The sequence below is a fragment of the Massilia terrae genome (assembly GCF_024753145.1).
GTDB lineage: Bacteria > Pseudomonadota > Gammaproteobacteria > Burkholderiales > Burkholderiaceae_D > Telluria > Telluria terrae.
In genome coordinates this window covers 624,249-641,492 of the sequence record NZ_JANUGU010000001.1, presented here as the reverse complement: position 1 = coordinate 641,492, position 17,244 = coordinate 624,249, and the positions used below count along the sequence as shown (strand labels likewise).

Sequence of the window (17,244 nt, the reverse complement as noted above, 5' to 3'; positions counted from 1 at the left end):
CCCTCAGGCTCCCGGACGGGTGGACTTGCTGATGCTGTACTGGAGCGTCGACGGGTGCAGCACCGCATCGAACTGCACCGGCTCATGGGTGCTGCTGGCCACCAGCAGGGCGGAGATCGAAAACGCCAGGCGGTTGACCGCCTGCTCGCGCACTTCCAGCAACGCACGCACATTGCGCAGGCGCGGCTCGTGATGCGCAATGGCTTTCTCGATGCAGGCGCAGATGAAAGCGCGATCCGCGGGACTGGACAGGGAACGGTCGGCGAAGTCCGTGAGTCCGTAACTTACGATCGAATTGCTGGACTCGGGGAAGGCCTTCAGTGCATCCTCGCGGATCACCAGGCGCGTATTGAGCAAGGCCTCCAGGTCGCGCGCCACTGCGTCCTTCAATTCCTCCGCCGTCATGCGCACCGCGGCCGTTCCGGAGCGTGCCGGCAAGCCCAGCAAGCGGTCGAACAAGCCTGGCGTGAAACCTTTCATGCGCCTCCCGGTGGGTGCTGTTCGGCATTTCCAACAGACATCTTTGCACATATCCGACGGAAAAAACAGGCGCGGCGCTTGGCGGCCACGCTCACCTTGAGCAGGCGCAAGAGTAGCTATTGTTTGGGTGCAAAAGCTCATCCCAAAAAGCTATGGTGAGAGCTTGCCGGCGAATGTTTAGGAGGGGAAATGTCTTGCAAGGTACTTTGGGGAGAAGGGCTGCTGCTGCGTCCGCAGCATTTCCAGCGCCAGGACGAATACCACGAGCACCGGCTGCACAAGAGCATCCACGCCGTGCACCCCTATGCCTGGGGCGTCGAGGCGCTCAAGGTCGACCGCGATGCGCTCGCCAACAGCGTGCTGCGCATCCTCGCGCTGTCGCTGCGCTACCAGGACGGGGAACTGTATGACGCGCCGGACATCGACGAGCTGCCGGAGACCGTGGACCTGAACCTGCTGCAGCCGGCGCAGCAAACGGTCACGTACTACGCCGCCCTTCCCGGCCTCAAGCCCTTCAGCGGCAATTTCGCGCAACCGGGACAGGCATCGAACGCCGCCCGCTACGTGCAGGCCAACCAGGAGACGGCCGATCTGTACACGCAGGCGGCGCCGGTGCAGATGGCCTACCTGAAGCGCGCGGTGCGGATCGTGTCCGAATTCGAGCCGCGCGATTCGTACATCTGCTTCCCGCTGCTGCGCCTGCGGCGCGCCACCACCGGAGGCTTCGAGCTGGACGACAGCCTCGTCCCGCCGTCGCTGTCAATTGGCGCTTCGCCGGTGTTGTTCCTGCAGCTGCGCCGCCTGTTGGACGCGCTGCAGGCCAAGGTGAGCGCGCTGTACGGGCACCAGCGCGAACCGAGCCGCACCGTGATCGAATTCCGCTCGGGCGACGCGTCCTCGTTCTGGCTGCTGCACACCGCCAGCGCGGCCTGCGCTTCGCTCACGCACTACATCAACCATCCGGACCTGCATCCAGAGCGGCTGTTCGAACAGCTGCTCGGCGTGGCCGGCCAGCTGTTGACCTTCTCGAAGAGCTGGACCCTGGCCGATTTGCCGGCCTACCAGCATGCCGATCCCGCGCCGGGCTTCGCCAGGCTGCACATGATCATCCGTGAGCTGCTCGACACCGTCATCTCGTCCAAATACTTCGCGATTGCGCTGACCGAGGCGCGGCCGTCCTACCACCACGGCAAACTCGATTCGGGAAAGATCGACGACAAGACCAACTTCTACATCGCGGTCTCCGCTGACATCGCTGCCATCGAACTGATTGAGATCGTGCCGCGAAGGTTCAAGGTCGGCGCGCCGGACGACGTCGAGAAATGCGTGCTGGCGGCGCTGCCCGGCGTCCGGCTGCAGCATGCGCCGCAGCTTCCGGCGGCGGTGCCGGTGCGGCCGGAGACCAGCTACTTCCTGCTCGAGGCGAAAGGCCAAATGTACGAACGCATGCTGCAGGCGCAGTCGGCATCGATCTATGTGCCCTCGGGACTGAAGGACTTGCGGCTGGAGCTTCTGGCCGTGACATCGTAATCAAGGAGACTCTCGCATGGCCGGAGCACTGATCCGATTGGGCGACAAGACCTCGCACGGAGGCACCGTCGTCGAAGCATCGCAGCATTCCGACATCGACGGCGTCGGCATCGCGCGCATGGGCGACAAGGCGAGCTGCCCGATCCACGGCAACACGCAAATCGCGAGCGGAGACATGACCTTGATCGTGGACGGCAAGCCGGCCGCACGGCACGGCGACAGGACCGGGTGCGGTGCTACGCTCATCGCCGGACAGCAGACGAGCGTGGACAATGTCTAGCCCCGTCAATGCGGCAGTGGCGAGCCCGATGCCGGCGTGGGGCAAGACGGCGCTGCTGGTCGGGCTGCTCTTCATCGGATGCTGGGGCGCCGCGATTCTCTACTGGCGAATTACGGATCGCATGCCGACGGCCGGCGAGCTGGCATTCTGCTTGGTCGGTGCGCCACTGCTCGTCACCAGCGGTGTGTGGCTGTCGCGCAGGATGCTTGAACAGCGCGCGACGCCCTCGCCCGCTTCCGCGCCAGTCGCAGCCAGCGCCGCCGGTGATCGCGGCCTGCTCATCCTCGACAGCGCGCTGCGGCTGCCCTGCGGATCATCGGCAGAGGAAGTCTACGCCGCGATCCGTTCGAACAAGGCGCGGCCCGATCTCGACCGCGAACTGCTCGACGATGATGGCTTTCCCGTGATGACGGCGCGCTGCGCGCTCGCCGATGACGAGAGCTTGCGCGATGAGATCGCGGAGTGGATGGCCGCAAACGGTCTCGCCAACGCGGAATTCATCGACGAGCACTGGCGCGCGCTAGTGCTGGCCACACAAGTGGTCGATGATCTCGCGAGCGCAATTGGGACAAAAACGCAGACGCTTCATTTACAAGCAATCGCCCCTGAGGACTGGACATGCGTGCAACGGCGTGCTGCTGGTGCGTGGATGGTGAACGTCATCATCCAAACCGGGTGGCCGGCAGATCGCATCACGCAGGGGTCGGAAGCAACAGGTTCGGAAAGGCTAGCGGAGATTCTAAATCGATTGGCCGTGTCTGGAGAGACTGCTGTACTGACAATGGTCGTGGCATTCGCATCGAACGTGGGCGACCAGACCGTGGCGCGCTGGAGCGAGGACAGAACACTTTTTACGTCCTCAAACTCAAACGGGAGGATTCCAGGTGAAGGCGCGGCGGGCTTGCTTGTCTCCGACTTGCTGCACGCGCCAGAACAAACTGCCCTACCACACGCGGTGTTGCATCAAGTCGAAGAAGATCGCCGGGATACCGCTGCCGACAACTTACGGAACACGGACTCGAAACTGCTCACAGATCTGGCGGTGCGCGCGATCGATCGTGCACAACTTAAGGCAACAGAGCTGGCTGCGATTGTCAGCGACACAGGTCATCGGCCGAATCGTGTGCTTGAAATGATGGCGTTGGCGTCTGCCATATCGTCCGAACTGGATACATCCGAAGATGTGATCAGGACTGGCGCAGCGTGCTGCGATTGCAGCGCAGTCCCATCTCTCGCGGCCGTGATTCTGGCGCAGCACTGCGCTTGCAAACAGCAAAAGCCAATCGCTTGGGCCAGCAATGAAGATGCGATGTGGCGTGCTGTCGCAATCGTACGTCCCGAAGTCGTTCAATCGTCGGAATAGGAGGAAATATGTATCGCTCCTTATTTGCCCTTGCACTGTGCGGCAGCATCCACGGGTTCGCAGTGAGTAGTCAACCATCCACTGTCAGCAGCAAATCAGACGCTCCAATAAACCAGCGTATTCAACAACTGGTCGCGAAAGTGAAAGCCTCGCTTCGTCCGCTTAAATCGGGCACCTTCGAGATGGGCGACTGGGGGCCAAGCCCTGGTCGCCATTACGACTTTGAGCGCGACTCCAGCCCGCTACACAAAGTGACGCTGGATGGCTTTTACATGATGGCCTACAAGGTCACCTACGATGATTTCGACATTTTTACCGACGCTATCGGCTCCGAGCGGATTGATATGGACGACTTGGGCATCCGTGAACGTGCCCCCAAACGACCTGCTGGCGTCAACTGGCATGGGGCAAAAGCCTACTGCAATTGGCTCGGTAAGCTGACTGGCTTGCCATTCGACCTTCCAACCGAGGCGCAATGGGAATATGCGGCCAGATCAGGCGGCCGGAGGGTACTTTTTGCAACGGACAACGGTAAGATCGAGCGAGGCCGGAACTTCCCCAAAGAATGGGAGGACGGCCCGCGACCGCCGTTGCCAGACGTCGGGAGCTTCCCGCCTAATCCGGCCGGATTGTATGGCATGTCGGAGAATACAGGCGAGTGGGTCAACGACTGGTACGACGACAAATACTATTCGATTTCACCGAAAATCAATCCGCGCGGCCCGGAGCATGGCCAGTTCAAGACTCAGCGCGGCAGTGTCGGGGGAAGAGCTGAAATAGCAGCGGCAGTATTCATGCGGGCAAATAGCCCACCTCAACGGTTTCATCCCAACTATCCCGACGGAGATATCAACCATCCCGTTGAAGTCCCAATGGCTGGCTACTCCGCGTATGAAGTAGATACGTTCCGATGTGCCGTTAGTGTTAAGCCATTTCAAGACCGCCGGAATACCCCGGGTGATGTAAAGGCAGCGAGGCGGCGATAAATTCCCGTTCGTCATTGCGGAGGAACGGACGCCCGCATAGTGGATGCGATCGAATTAACTCAGTCTGGCAGCGCTCGATGCAGTCGGCGTAGACGGTGCGATCAACAATTGAATTAATGAGCTGAACGCCATGGTTGCGACCTGGCGCCAAGCCAATATCCGAAGTGACTCGATCGATCGTATTGTTAAGTTGGCTAATTGACTGAACTGTGGCTAATAGTTCATTGATAATGAACGCAGCTGCCTGTCTGAGGCGATTATCGCCGATATTTTGACCATTCTTCACAGCTTCGATCACTGCATGAATCACTGCACCTCGCGCCTCCGGAGGCAGATAGACGTGCCACCCCCAACCTGTGCGTAGCCTTAACTCAAGCTGGTGCATGCCTTGAGCACCTGATCTTGTTAAGCGATTGCGAGCCTCGGAATACATTTCGCGGACAGCACGCGGCTTCAGTCCCACGAGCGTTCCAGGTTCTCTCCCATCCGCGCTCAGCAAATAGAAGAGTTGATTGAGCGTGTCGAAGGCATCTGCGTTCATCAGGTCCGTCAACTTCTTGTAGCCGGCTTGCTACATCTGGTGCGCAATGCACATCAAGAATGCACTGATCTGCTTTGCCCCGACCTTCGCTGCAATGTTCACTTCACAGCCCAGGCCAAGGCACCGGGATCCTTTGGCTGCGATCACAAAATAGCCGTCTCGATAATCGCATTCGAAGCCGCCCTTGGCTGCCAAGCCTTCGATCAGGCTCACGTCGCCATTGACCTCCGCAACGTCAACATAGGCGGCAATTGCCTTGTTAAGATCCACCTTCTTGGGGACGCTGGGCACCAATCCTTCCGGGTTTAACCACTGCAGCGCTCCTGACAAGCCAACCCCTTCCTTTAGCCCGGCGAAAATCTTCGCTTCGCCCTTCGCTCCCTGCCTTGTTTTTACACCGCCCTGGCCCTTGGGCGTGCCTTTGATTCCTTGCTTGTCCCCCGTCACTGTGATGCTGACACCGGTTTCAAGAACGACGCTCGCGCCAGCGAGCGCGAAGAGCGATAGGTCTCCTCGAAGGCGGAAATAGCCCAAGTCAAAGAGCTGCTCTGCAATGGTTGTGTCGAGATGCCATCCGGCCGCATGCGGCAGATAGAGAACCGTATCGACCCTGGCCTCGCCAACCGCAAATGAGCCCTCTCCGTTAGCCTTAAGTCCGAATTGCGCGGCCTTTGCCATCCGCTTGAAGCGTTGAAACCAGTTCAGGTCACGCAGATCGTTTGACGCCCCCTGCAGGGGCGAAAAGTTGAGCTCGGAGCCAGCGCCCGCCGTCCAGCGAAAAAGTTGCGCTACTGACTTCACGTCAATCTTGCGGTATGGGTTATCGGGATCAGCGCTTTCTGATCCCACGATTCCCTCGACGATTTCCCGCTGGCCACGCTGCAGAAACTCCGTTGCCTCCGCCCCCATCACCTTCGCCCAATCCGTCAAAATGCCGCCGAAATGTTCCTCGTCTTTCGGCGCCCATTTCCATTTCTTGGAGAATTTCGCCTTGTCCTGCACCTTACTGAGCATCCGCTTCCTGAGCTCGTCGGCATTCAGCTTCGTACCATCAAATAATTTCTGTTTCGCCCCCTTCTTGTGCTCGGCGGGTCCCTCGACCATATAAACCCTTTTGTCCGCAAGCGCCCGCTTCAAGTGCTCCGCGCTGACGTAAATCGGGGTCGCAGTCCGCCCCTCGATACGTTTTAGCGTCAACGGCAAAAGCTCTACAATTTTGTTGGGGTCGCTCTTTTGATTGACGATTGGCTCCACGTGCTTTTTGGCCGCCTCGCTCTTCTTGGCCAGAATGTCCAGGGCCACGTCAAGCTGCCTGCGAGCTTCGTCAAGAGCAGCTTTCGGTGGATTCGGTTGTTGGAGGAGATCATGCAGCGCCAGCGAGTTCGCGGTCACATCCCGGTTCGCAGCCTGTAGTTCATCGATTGCCGTCTTCTTGGCGTAGCCATCAGCGCGGCATGCCAGCCATTCATCCGGATACAAGGCGATAAATGAATTGTCTTCAGGACGGTAAACGAGAACGCCCTCCGTCAGTGAACGATCCGCCTGTACGAATGTCTCCCGTGGGGTGGTCGTAGGAGCATACTTGACCGGCGCCAGCACCTCACTCATGCGCTTCTCCTTGAAGGCTCATTCTTCTTTCGGCAAATGCAGGGTCAGCTTCTCGCGTTTGGAGCTGAAGATTCGCTGTGTCCGTCCACATGCATCGGTAATACCTTCGATGACGATCCCGCTCTCGGATTCGAGCCGGTATCTCACGTGCGCCAAAGGCTTTTTGGTTTCCTCGTCGACGACGACAAAGGCCTCGTTGTATATCTGGTCGGGCTGCGGCAAAACCGTCGTACTCAAGCTGCCATCGACCGGGCCACCGAGCTCCTTCGTGCCTGATTTGAACTCCACCTTACCCGGTGCCTGGATCGTGATATCTCCGCCCTCAAGCTTCATCGCTACGCCTTGGGCGGCAAGTAAGACGTAGGTTTTAGCCGCAGCGCGAACGCCCCCGCTTACGCTTGCGACAGTGACGCACTTGTCGGCAACGAGATTCGTTGCACCGGAAATGCTCTGGCAAACAACGTGGCCGGTCGCGGCGTGAAATCTGATGCCCGTTTCCTGATTCGGCCGCCTGCTGTGGTTTATTTTGCCGTAAGTGAAAAAGCAAATGCCAGCGGCCACCGCGTGACCATAATTTGACGTCACCACCAGATTGATATCCGCAGCGGCGGAAATTGAGGTCGTACCGCCCGCATTGAGGACCGCGTTCGCCGGCGTGGTAGCGACAATGCCCTTGGGGCTCGAAAGCTGCAGTTGCGGCTCACTGTATGCAGTTGAACCAGAGCTTGCGAAATTGACGGTTTCCGCCGCAGCGCCTAGCTTTGCTACAACCGCGACCTCGCCATTGTCGAGCACCTCGCCAGGCAACTTGGCATTATGCGTTGCGGCAGTTTCAGCGTAAGTCCGCTGCATCGCTCGTCTTGCGGCGATCTGTTCGCTTGCAGCGCGAGAGTCCATTTGATCGCCATGCACATCCGCAGACAACAGCATCCCCTGCCCCGCACGCAGCGCAACGCTGTGCTCGGATTTAAATTCGGCGCCGAAGCCGGCCGGCTGCAGCAACTGGTTATCGGCCTGATGCCGCAGGCAGCCCAGGTTCAATTCGTCCGTGCCCTTATGCGCGGCCGCGTGACGCTGCAGGGATAAGCGCGCCTGCCCCGCCGTGTCGTCGAACACCAGCTGGCTGTAGGCGCCGCTGCCGTCCTGGCTCGCTTGCATGGCTTGGCTCTTGATCCCGGAGAGCGCCGCCGGATGAGCGTGCCCATCGGTCTCGCCCGGAAACCACATCGGCGCATTGCCGGTTGCGGCTCCCGCGCCATGACTGATCTTGTTGAACTGCGCGTCCATTTCACCGCAGCCGTTGTACACGCTGCCGATGATCACCGGCCGGTCGATGTCACCGTCCATGAAATCAACCAGCACCTCTTGTCCGACGCGCGGCAGCGCATGGCTGCCCCAGTTCGCACCGGCGATCGGCGCCAGCGGCGTCGCCACGCGCACCCACGTGCCGGCGCTATCGTCGCCGGGCGCGCCGGTTTGCCCTTCGGGATTGGGATGGCTCAGCCGGTTGTGACTCGGCTGGTTGCCGGCGCCGCGCTGCCAGTGGAACTGGACCTTCACGCGATGGTCACGGTCCGTATGGATCGCCGCGCCGGGTGGCCCGACCACCACCGCTGTCTGCTGCCCGCGCACAGTCGGACGCGGACGCATCGGACCTCCAGATCGATACGGCACCGTCGAACGAATCGCATCGATCCGGTTCCGATACAGCGCGCGCTCGCCCAGCCCGGCGGTGGTATCGCCAAGGCGCTCGACGACCGCTCCTTTCAGTTCCGCGCTCAGGTTGTTGTGCATGAGGTGTGAGACGCGCGTGACGAGGAATGTCCTTTCGCCGTCCGGCTCCCGATCCGCCACCGCATGCCCGTCGAGCCGGAACGTCGTTCCCGGCGCGAGCGTGCGCACGGTGCCCGCGCCGGTGAAGGTCTCGCAGCGCACCTCGATCGCTTGCAGCTGGCGCTCGGCCATGCGCTCGCCGTGCTGGCGGTTCGCGTACGCGTACTGCCCCGGCACATCGCGGCAAACCAGCTGGATATCGGAAGGACTCGCGCAGGAAACCGGCCGCACTCCACGTGTCCGGTAATCCCAGCTGGACAGCTCGACCGCGTTGGTCTGCAAGCGCACTTCGCGGCGCCAGCGGTCCATGCTGTCTTCCTTCATCACCGCGCCCGGCTGGGTGAAGCGCACCGCAGCCTGCGCATTCGCCGCGAACGCGCCATTGTGGTCGGCGATCACCAGCCGGTGCGCGTCCCGCTCATGCTCGAAAAAGTAGAAAAGCCCCTCCTCGCTCATCAGCCGCTCGGAAAATGCGAGGTCGGATTCCTGATATTGCGTTGTCAGGCTGCGAACCGGATAGACGCTGCGGTCGGCGACGTCGAGTCGCCATTCCGGTGCCAGCCTGCCCTGCCCTTGCCAGCCGCTGAACACGGTGTCGAGGATGTCGAGGACTGTCTTGTCCTGGAAAATCCGGCTATCCCGGCCATGGGCGAGAAACGCGGTCCACGGCTCCAGTGTCAAGGCATAGCGCGCGAATCCGCCGTTCGCGCCCTTGATTTCAGCCGAGCTTACATGGCCGTGAAATGGCCGCCACACGCCACGTTCGACAGTCCGCAGCTCCAGCGAGACCGGCTGCCCGAGCAGCGAACGCAGCGAAATTCCCGCATCGAGCGACAGGGCCGTGATCAAGAACCGGTAACCGTTCCCGATAGATTCTTCGCCGTGAACGCTTTCCGCCAGCAGGACGTCGTCCCCCAGCGGCGTGGTCAGGCGCAGCAGTCGCGTGTCTTGGGTGAAGTGGGCAGCGAAAAGCGAGGCAAGCGGGGGCATGAGGGAGCGGCGCAAGGGGAAGGATATAGCATTTGATGCCAAATCCCCTGCCCAACTCTTGAGCCCCCGCAACAATTTGCCGCCGGGACAGCCAGCACAGTCGGCTATTTCGTCGATGACGCCAGCGCAATCCGCCGCCGGATCTGCTCCGCCTCGGCCGCATTGCCGACCGCCTGCGCACGCTTCTCCGCCACGCCGAGCCAGGTCAGCAGCGGACGGCGCCAGCCCTGCGCGGACGCCGCATCGATGGCGGCGGCAATGCCCTCCGGCGGCAGACGCTGGGCCTTGAACGCAGCGCCGGCGGCGACCAGGCGCGCCAGCGGATCCGTGACCGCGGCCACCGCGCCGCCACGCACCACGGCGGCATGCTGCTCGGGCAGCAGCTCCGGCTTCGCGTCCTGCCAGCGGCCGTCGATGTAGGCGGCGTAGGCGCGCTGCGCCGGTGTCGCGCCATCGGCCAGCGCGGCGAATCCGGGGCAGCCTTCAAATACCAGGCTGGCCGCCTGCGCAGCGCAGCGCACCAGCTCGATCTGCGCGACCGCGTCCGGCCGGCCGGTGCTGCTGGTCGCGAGCCGCGCCCGCGCGTACTCCGCGTCGGCGACACGCGTGTCGCCAGACAGGTAGGCGTCCGTGAAAGCGCCGGTGGCGTCCTGCGCATTGGTCTGCCACGCCGGCGGCACCGGCTTGCTGGCGCAGCCTGCCAAGGCCAGCGCCGCGAGGATGAGGATGCGCTTCATGGCAGCTTGATCTCCGTGCTGTGTGCAAAGGGCCATTTGCGGTTGATCTCGTCGACCAGCCGGTTCACCTTGCGCAGGCTGGCCTCGACTTCGCCGCGCAGCGTGCCCAGGTCGTTGGTGGCGCTCTTCGCGTTGGCGGCCACGCCCTGCGCCTCGACCAGCACCGCATCGGCCTTCTGCAGGGTGACCCGCGCATCCATCAGCAGGCCGTTCAGCTGCCGGATCGCGGCCTGCGAGTCGTCCACCACGCCGTCCTTGCCGAACACGCGCTGGTCGGCCTTGGCGATCAGCGCGTTGACGCGGTCCAGCGTCTGCAGCAGCTTCTGGGCCTCGGCGTCGCCCCCTAGCGCACCCAACAGCCCGTAGCGGCCAGCCATGCGGTTGCTGATCGTCTCGACGTTGCCCAGCGTGGTATCGATGTGCGAGCCGGACGCGGTCAGGCTTACCATATTCTCGAGCAGCTCGCGGGCGCTCGCGACCATGCGCGGGATCTGCTCGCTGACGTCGCCGCGCAGCAGCGTGCGCGCAGAATCCGGTGGCAGCGGCGGATCGGTCAGCACGCCGCTGAAGGCGCGCAGGCGGGTCTCGCCGACCAGGCTGCGTTCGAGGGTAAACACGCTCGACACGCGCAGCCACTTGGCATCCTTGCGCGGCACGTCAACAAAGATCGACACCTGGCCGTTGGCGCCCAGCCCGACCTGGCTCACGCGCCCGATCGGGAAGCCGGCGAAGGTCAGGTCCATGCCCGGCGCGACGCCTTCCGAGTTGTCGGTCTCCAGGATCAGGCGCTGGGTCGGCTCGAACACGCCACGCGCGTACATCACGTACACCACGAAAGCGACAACGAGAGCGCCGATCAGCAGCAGCAGGATCGCCGCTTTCGCTTCCACGTGGGCCGGTTCGTCGGGATTTTGGTCGGTCATGGCGGTATCAGATGTATTTGATGGCAAGTGATGCGGCCTCGATCAGGAGCAGCACGAACAGCAGCCGCAGGGCGCCCGGCTGCACTTGGGTCAACAGGCGGCGCGGATAGCGCTGCAGTTCGAGGATGGCGGCGGTCGGCACCAGCGCCACGGCCAGTCCGAACAGCAGGGTCTTGAGCGCGAAGCCGATGGCGACGATCGGCTCGAAGATGCGGCCGACCGTGCGGGTGTATTCCGTCAGGCCCCACGGCGACAGGCCGTAGACATTAACGTAGGCGAGCAGCAGCACGACGGTCCCGCTGGTTGCGGCCAGGCTCAGGACCGCGAAGGCGTTGGCCAGTACTTGCGGCACCAAGTCTCGCCGCAACTGGCGCAGTGCTTCGGCGCTGACCGATTCGGTGGGGACGCCGCGGCGCGCGAGGCCGAGCGCGGCGGAGTCGAAGGCCATGCTGGCCCGCAGCGCGGCGAACATCGCGGCCGACAGCGGCAGCAGTTCGAGCACCAGCACGCGCACCACCATCTCGAGCGCGAAGTGCGACAGGCCGTAGCTGCGCGCGGTGACCAGCACGATGCGAATCACGACCAGGCCGATCAGCGCGGTCAACATGGTGAACCACGGGAGCACCTGCCAGGTCGCGGCGTAAATGTAGCGCGAGGTGGACAGGCGGGTAGCGCGGCTCCAGGTCGATGGGCTGAACGCCATCACCAGCGCGACCGCGCCGAGATGGATCATGTACCACCAGCTGCGCAGGTAGCGAAGGGCGCGCAGGCCCCACAGGCTCGGGTTGGTGTGCAGGACGGATGAGCTACGCATTGCCAAATGATACATTTTTTGGTGGGTAGGGGCTCGAAATGTATCGTATTGGGGCGCGGAGATGCACGCTCAGCATGGGTCCCGGCGTGCGCCGGGACGACGGTTCTTAGATTAGTAGCTAAAGATAGCTCCGTCGTTCCGGCGCAGGCCGGAACCCATACTGAGTTACCCGACCCGCGGCTTACTGCCTGCGCGCCTGGCTCACCCCCGGCACCTCGCCGATCGCCGCCAGCGCCTTCTGCAGTTGCCCGGTCGACGCGATCTCCGCCGTGAAGACCATGCGCGCCTGCCCTTTCGAGCTTTGCGTGTTCACCCCGATCACGTTGATCTTCTCGCGCGAGAAAACCTCCGAGATATCGCGCAGCAGGCCCTGGCGGTCACCGGCCATGATGAACAGGTCCACCGGGTAGACCGTGTCCGATTCCGCTGCACCCCACGCGGTCTGTAGCACGCGCTCCGGATTCTTGGCGCTCATCTCGCCGAAGTTCTTGCAGGTGGTGCGGTGGATCGACACACCCTTCCCGCGCGTGACGAAACCGACGATGGGATCCGGCGGCGCCGGCTTGCAGCAGCGCGCCAGCTGCGTCATCAGGCCCTCGGTGCCGACCACCAGCACGCCCGACTTGGCGCCCTGCTCCACGCTCGACGAACGGCTCTTGTTGACGACCGCCGCGTCCTCCACTACAGGCGCGGCTTCCGGCTGGTCGTGCAGCGCGGCCTCGACCTGGCGCAGGCTGAATTTGTCCTTGCCGACTTCGACGAACAGGTCGTCCAGCTTGGCAAAGCCCAGCTTGTGCGCCAGCGCTTCCAGGTTGACCGCGGTCTTGCCCTCGCGCTGCAGCGACTTCTCGACCATCGCCCGGCCCTGCGCCAGCGTCGCGGCCAGGTCCATCGCGTGGAACCAGGCGCGGATCTTGGTGCGAGTGCGGTTGCTGGCCGCATAGCCGGGGCTGAGCCAGTCGCGTGACGGCCCTGCATTGCCGGCCTGGCCCTTGGCGGTGATGATCTCGCAGGTCTGGCCGTTCTTGAGCGGCGTATTCAGTGGCACCATCACGCCGTCGATCTTGGCCCCGCGGCAGCGGTGGCCGATCTCGCTGTGCAGGTGATAGGCGAAGTCGATCGGCGTCGCGCCCACCGGCAGTTCCAGCACACGCGCCTGTGGCGTCAGCACGAAGATGCGGTCATCCAGCGTGGTCGCCTTCAGCTTCTCGACCCACTCGCGCTGCTGGTCCTCGTGCTCGGCCACGTTGTCGGCCACGTCGTTTTTCCACGCCAGCAGCTGGCGCAGCCAGGCGATCTTCTCGTCGTACTTCTGGCTCTTGAAGTTGGAGCCGCCTTCTTCCTTGTAGCGCCAGTGCGCGGCGATGCCGTACTCGGCGAAGTTGTGCATCTCCTGGGTGCGGATCTGCACCTCCAGCGGCCGCCCGTCCTCGGCGGTGACCACCGTGTGCAGCGACTGATAGCCGTTGGCCTTGGGCTTGGCGATGTAGTCGTCGAATTCGCTCGGGATCGGCGTCCAGATGTTGTGCACCAGGCCGAGCACCGTGTAGCAGGTCTTCACGTCCGCCACGATGACACGGAAGGCGCGCACGTCATACAGCTCCGAGAAGTCGAGCTCCTTGCCGCGCATCTTGTTCCAGATACTGTAGATGTGCTTGGGCCGTCCGCTGACCTCGGCCTTGATGCCGGCCGCCTTCAGCTCATGCTCCAGGCGGTCGATCGAGCCCTGCACGAAGCCCTCGCGCGCCATGCGCTTCTCTTCGAGCATCTTGGCGATGCGCTTGTAGGTCTCGGGCTCGATGAAGCGGAACGACAGGTCTTCCAGCTCCCACTTGAGCTGCCAGATGCCCAGGCGGTTGGCCAGCGGCGCGTACAGGTCCAGCACCTCGCGGCCGTAGGCGTGGGTGACCTCGTCGAAGCGCTTCTGGTCGGCGAAATAGCGCAGCGTGGTCGCGCATGAAGCAAGGCGCACCAGCACCACGCGCATGTCGGACGCCATCCCGAGCAGCATCTTGCGCAAGGTCTCGACCTGCGCCACGGCCTGCTCCTTGGCGTTCTTGCCGCGCCCGACCGGCTGCTGCTGCGCGGCGGTCAGGTCGCGCAGGCGGATCAGCTGGTGCACGCCCAGCACCAGGTCCGCGACCTCGGTGCCGAAGCGCTCGCCCAGGCTTTCGGCGACCGCCGGCTCGATCAGCGCCACTTCGAACAGCAGGCCGGCGATGCGCGTTTCCGCGTCCGCGCGCAGGAAGGCGAGCGTACCCGCCACGCCGAGCGAAAACTCGAACGCGTTCTGGCCGGAAGTGGCGAGGCGCTCGCCGTAGGACTCTTGCGCGTACTCCAGCGCGGCGCGCACGCGCGACTCATCCTCGGGGCGCAGGCCCTGGATCAGTTGGGTGGCGGCGTCGCCCAGCGCGACGGTTGAAACCATATAAACGGTTCTCTCAGCGCAGTGCGGCGGTGACCACGATCTCCACCAGGCATGCGGGATTGGCCAGCTTGGCTTCGACCGTGGCGCGCGGGGGCGTGTGGCCTTGTGCGACCCATTCGTCCCACACGGCGTTCATGCCGGGGAAGTGGGCCATGTCGGCGATGAAGATCTGGCACATGAGGATGCAGGTCTTGTCGCTGCCCGCCTCGGTCAGCAGGCGGTCGACGTGGCCCAGCACCTCGCGCGTCTGGCCTTCGATGTCCTGGGTGGTGTCGTCGGCGATCTGGCCGGCCAGGTAGACGGTCTCGTTGTGGATCGCGGTTTCGGACAGGCGCTTGCCAACGTGAAGTCGTTTGATTTCCATGGTTTCTCGTTATAAATGTGACGGCACTGGGCCGGTTAAAAAGTCGCGCACGATCGCGATCTGCGCATCGTGCATCAGGGTCGGCGCGTGGCCGACGCCGGGAATCTCTACTACTTTCGGGTGCGGGCCGCGCCCCGCCATCTGCGCCGCGGTCTCGCGCGACAACAGGTCGGACAGCTCGCCACGCAGCAGCAGCGTCGGGCATTCGATCGCATCCCAGGCCGCCCACAGCGAGTCCTCGGACGCCTTGGCCACTTCGGGCGTGATCGCCTGGAACGGCACTGCCAGCCCGAGGTCGTAATGGCGCACCCACGCGCCATCCTCCTGCCGGCGCAGCACGTCGCTGGCCAGCTTGCGCCACTGTTCGTCGGTGTGCGGACCGAACGAGGCCGACACCTCGCGCACGTAAGCCGCGCCCTGCTCGAAGCTGGGGAAGCGCAGGTCCTCGCCGATGTATTCGCCGATGCGGGCCATGGCGACCGGATCGAGCACCGGGCCGATATCGTTCAAGACCATCTTGCGGATCGGCGTACCCTTCAGCGAAGCCAGCACCATGCCGATCAGCCCCCCCATCGAGGTACCGACCCAGTGCACGGCCTCGTCATCGCTGTTCGCGGTGACGCGGGCGATCAGGGTAACCATGTCGGCGACATATTGCGGCACCGTGTAGTGGCTCGGATCGCGCAGGCGCTCGGAACGGCCGCGGCCGACCACGTCCGGGCACACCACGCGGTAGTCTCCGCACAGGGCGCGCGCCAGCTGGTCGAAATCGTCCGACACGCGGGTCACGCCATGCACGCACACCAGCACGCGCGGGTTGCCCGGGTCGCCCCATTCCTTGTAGGCCATGCGATGCAAGCCGGCGGGCGAACTGCACTGCACGCTCTTGATCCTGGCTTCGCTCATGACCTCTCCATACAAAATTTAATCCTGCGCCGATGGCAGCCCGACATTTTAGCGGGCGATGCGATTAGAATTCTACCAATTCTGCGACATCCCACCTGATCACTCTTACACGAGGATACTCATGACTTCGAAGATGTTAAACGGTAAGACCGCGCTTGTAACCGGCTCGACCTCGGGCATCGGCCTCGGCATCGCCCGTTCACTGGCGGCGCAGGGCGCCAATATCCTGTTCAACGGCTTCGGCGACGCCGGGCAGATCGAGGCCCTGCACAACGGCGTGGCACAGGAATTTGGGATCAAGACGGCTTACCACAATGCCGACATGTCCAAGCCGGCCGAGATCGAGGCGATGATGAAGTTCGCGGACGAGCGTTTCGGCGGCGTCGATGTGCTGGTCAATAACGCCGGCATCCAGCACGTGGCCAACGTCGAGGACTTCCCGGTCGACCGCTGGGATGCGATCATCGCGATCAACCTGTCCTCGGCCTTCCACACCACGCGCCTGGCGCTGCCCGGCATGAAGAAGAAGAACTGGGGCCGGGTCATCAATATCGCCTCGGTGCACGGGCTGGTCGGCTCGGCGGGCAAGTCGGCCTATGTCGCGGCCAAGCATGGCATCGTCGGCTTCACCAAGGTCACCGCGCTGGAGAACGCGCACAGCGGCGTGACCTGCAACGCGATCTGCCCGGGCTGGGTACTGACCCCGCTGGTCCAGAAGCAGGTGGACGACCGTGCCGCGCGCGAAGGCACCAGCGTTGAGCAAGCCAAGAAAGCGCTGCTGTCGGAGAAGCAGCCCTCGGGCGAGTTCGTCACGCCGGAAGAGCTGGGCGCGCTGGCCGTGTTCTTCTGCAGCCCGGCCGCGGACCAGGTGCGCGGTGTGGCGTGGAATATGGATGGCGGCTGGGCGGCGCAGTAAGTATGCTCAAGACCGCGCTTGCCAGTGTGTTAAATCGGTCTTGGTTCGGGATTGCAGCTGCTGTCGTCGCCAGCGCCATTTCCCAATACTTGCGGGAGCATCGACTCTCCGTTGTGGGCCTGTTCGTGAGCTTGTTCGCGGCGCTTGCGGCCACTTCGCTTTGCGTGCTCCCAGTCGAGATACATAAGCAACGCCACAAGTCCTGAACCTATGCTCGAACTTCGCCCAACCTGTGAAAACTGCAACAAGGCACTGCCACCAGATGCCTTGGATGCTCACATTTGCAGTTACGAATGCACCTTCTGCGCAGACTGCGTCGATAGCGTATTGAAGAACGTTTGCCCAAACTGCGGCGGAGGTTTTACCCAAAGGCCGGTTCGACCGTCGAGAAACTGGAGGCGGAACAATTTCCTTGGGAGCGATCCGGCCAGTTCCAAAGTGACGTATCGCCCCGTGGATCCGGCCGAACATGCGGCCTTCGCTGCGACGATCAAGGCCATTCCGCCCGAGCAAAGATAAGCGTCAGGCCGGGAGCAATGCGATCA

Annotated in this window: 16 protein-coding genes; 6 read left to right on the top strand and 10 right to left on the bottom strand. The window is 63.1% G+C overall.

The annotated features are described in order from the left end of the window. Positions 1-3: 3 nt before the first annotated feature. Complete coding sequence (gene tssE, locus NX778_RS02960; RefSeq protein ID WP_258810187.1) at positions 4-480, bottom strand: type VI secretion system baseplate subunit TssE; 477 nt, start codon at positions 478-480, stop codon at positions 4-6. Positions 481-669: 189 nt separating this feature from the next. On the opposite strand from tssE, the gene tssK reads away from it, so the two are divergent. Genes tssK through NX778_RS02940 form a run of 4 tightly spaced genes read left to right on the top strand, consistent with a single transcriptional unit; the run spans position 670 to position 4,639 of the window. Next, complete coding sequence (tssK, locus tag NX778_RS02955; protein ID WP_258810186.1) at positions 670-2,010, top strand: type VI secretion system baseplate subunit TssK; 1,341 nt, start codon at positions 670-672, stop codon at positions 2,008-2,010. A gap of 16 nt (positions 2,011-2,026) precedes the next feature. Beyond that, positions 2,027-2,290, top strand: a complete 264-nt coding sequence (locus NX778_RS02950; protein WP_258810185.1) for a PAAR domain-containing protein — start codon at positions 2,027-2,029, stop codon at positions 2,288-2,290. Beyond that, on the top strand, positions 2,283-3,653 hold the full coding sequence (locus NX778_RS02945; RefSeq protein WP_258810184.1) for a hypothetical protein: 1,371 nt from the start codon (positions 2,283-2,285) through the stop codon (positions 3,651-3,653). Before NX778_RS02950 ends, NX778_RS02945 begins: the two co-directional genes overlap by 8 nt. 8 nt (positions 3,654-3,661) lie before the next feature. After that, a complete protein-coding gene (locus NX778_RS02940) occupies positions 3,662-4,639 on the top strand; it encodes a formylglycine-generating enzyme family protein (RefSeq protein WP_258810183.1) in 978 nt (325 codons plus the stop codon). On the opposite strand, the gene NX778_RS02935 is transcribed toward NX778_RS02940, so the two are convergent. The 9 genes from NX778_RS02935 to NX778_RS02895 form a co-directional block, all read right to left on the bottom strand. Then, complete coding sequence (locus NX778_RS02935; protein ID WP_258810182.1) at positions 4,578-5,180, bottom strand: hypothetical protein; 603 nt, start codon at positions 5,178-5,180, stop codon at positions 4,578-4,580. The genes NX778_RS02940 and NX778_RS02935 overlap by 62 nt on opposite strands. A gap of 30 nt (positions 5,181-5,210) precedes the next feature. Beyond that, positions 5,211-6,788 carry a hypothetical protein gene (locus NX778_RS02930; RefSeq protein ID WP_258810181.1) on the bottom strand — a complete coding sequence of 526 codons (1,578 nt, stop codon included), beginning with the start codon at positions 6,786-6,788 and terminating at the stop codon, positions 5,211-5,213. Between the two features lie 18 nt (positions 6,789-6,806). After that, positions 6,807-9,611: a type VI secretion system Vgr family protein gene (locus tag NX778_RS02925; RefSeq protein ID WP_258810180.1), complete on the bottom strand. Its 2,805-nt coding sequence runs from the start codon at positions 9,609-9,611 to the stop codon at positions 6,807-6,809. A gap of 104 nt (positions 9,612-9,715) precedes the next feature. Continuing rightward, positions 9,716-10,348: a hypothetical protein gene (locus NX778_RS02920; RefSeq protein WP_258810179.1), complete on the bottom strand. Its 633-nt coding sequence runs from the start codon at positions 10,346-10,348 to the stop codon at positions 9,716-9,718. Next, the gene (locus NX778_RS02915) at positions 10,345-11,271 is read right to left on the bottom strand and encodes an MlaD family protein (protein ID WP_258810178.1); all 927 of its coding nucleotides are present in this window, start codon (positions 11,269-11,271) and stop codon (positions 10,345-10,347) included. The genes NX778_RS02920 and NX778_RS02915 overlap by 4 nt, the downstream gene beginning before the upstream one ends. 7 nt (positions 11,272-11,278) lie before the next feature. Further along, positions 11,279-12,085 carry an ABC transporter permease gene (locus NX778_RS02910; RefSeq protein ID WP_258810177.1) on the bottom strand — a complete coding sequence of 269 codons (807 nt, stop codon included), beginning with the start codon at positions 12,083-12,085 and terminating at the stop codon, positions 11,279-11,281. A gap of 181 nt (positions 12,086-12,266) precedes the next feature. Continuing rightward, complete coding sequence (locus NX778_RS02905; RefSeq protein ID WP_258810176.1) at positions 12,267-14,513, bottom strand: RelA/SpoT family protein; 2,247 nt, start codon at positions 14,511-14,513, stop codon at positions 12,267-12,269. A gap of 13 nt (positions 14,514-14,526) precedes the next feature. After that, the gene (locus NX778_RS02900; RefSeq protein WP_258810175.1) at positions 14,527-14,877 is read right to left on the bottom strand and encodes a RidA family protein; all 351 of its coding nucleotides are present in this window, start codon (positions 14,875-14,877) and stop codon (positions 14,527-14,529) included. A 9-nt stretch (positions 14,878-14,886) separates the two neighbouring features. Next, positions 14,887-15,783, bottom strand: coding sequence for an alpha/beta fold hydrolase (locus NX778_RS02895; protein ID WP_258810174.1), 897 nt, complete (start codon positions 15,781-15,783; stop codon positions 14,887-14,889). Positions 15,784-15,904: 121 nt separating this feature from the next. Here NX778_RS02895 and NX778_RS02890 point away from each other — a divergent pair, with 121 nt between their 5' ends. Continuing rightward, a complete protein-coding gene (locus tag NX778_RS02890; RefSeq protein ID WP_258810173.1) occupies positions 15,905-16,699 on the top strand; it encodes a 3-hydroxybutyrate dehydrogenase in 795 nt (264 codons plus the stop codon). 210 nt (positions 16,700-16,909) lie between these two features. After that, the gene (locus NX778_RS02885) at positions 16,910-17,218 is read left to right on the top strand and encodes a DUF1272 domain-containing protein (RefSeq protein WP_258810172.1); all 309 of its coding nucleotides are present in this window, start codon (positions 16,910-16,912) and stop codon (positions 17,216-17,218) included. The last annotated feature ends 26 nt before the right edge of the window (positions 17,219-17,244 follow it).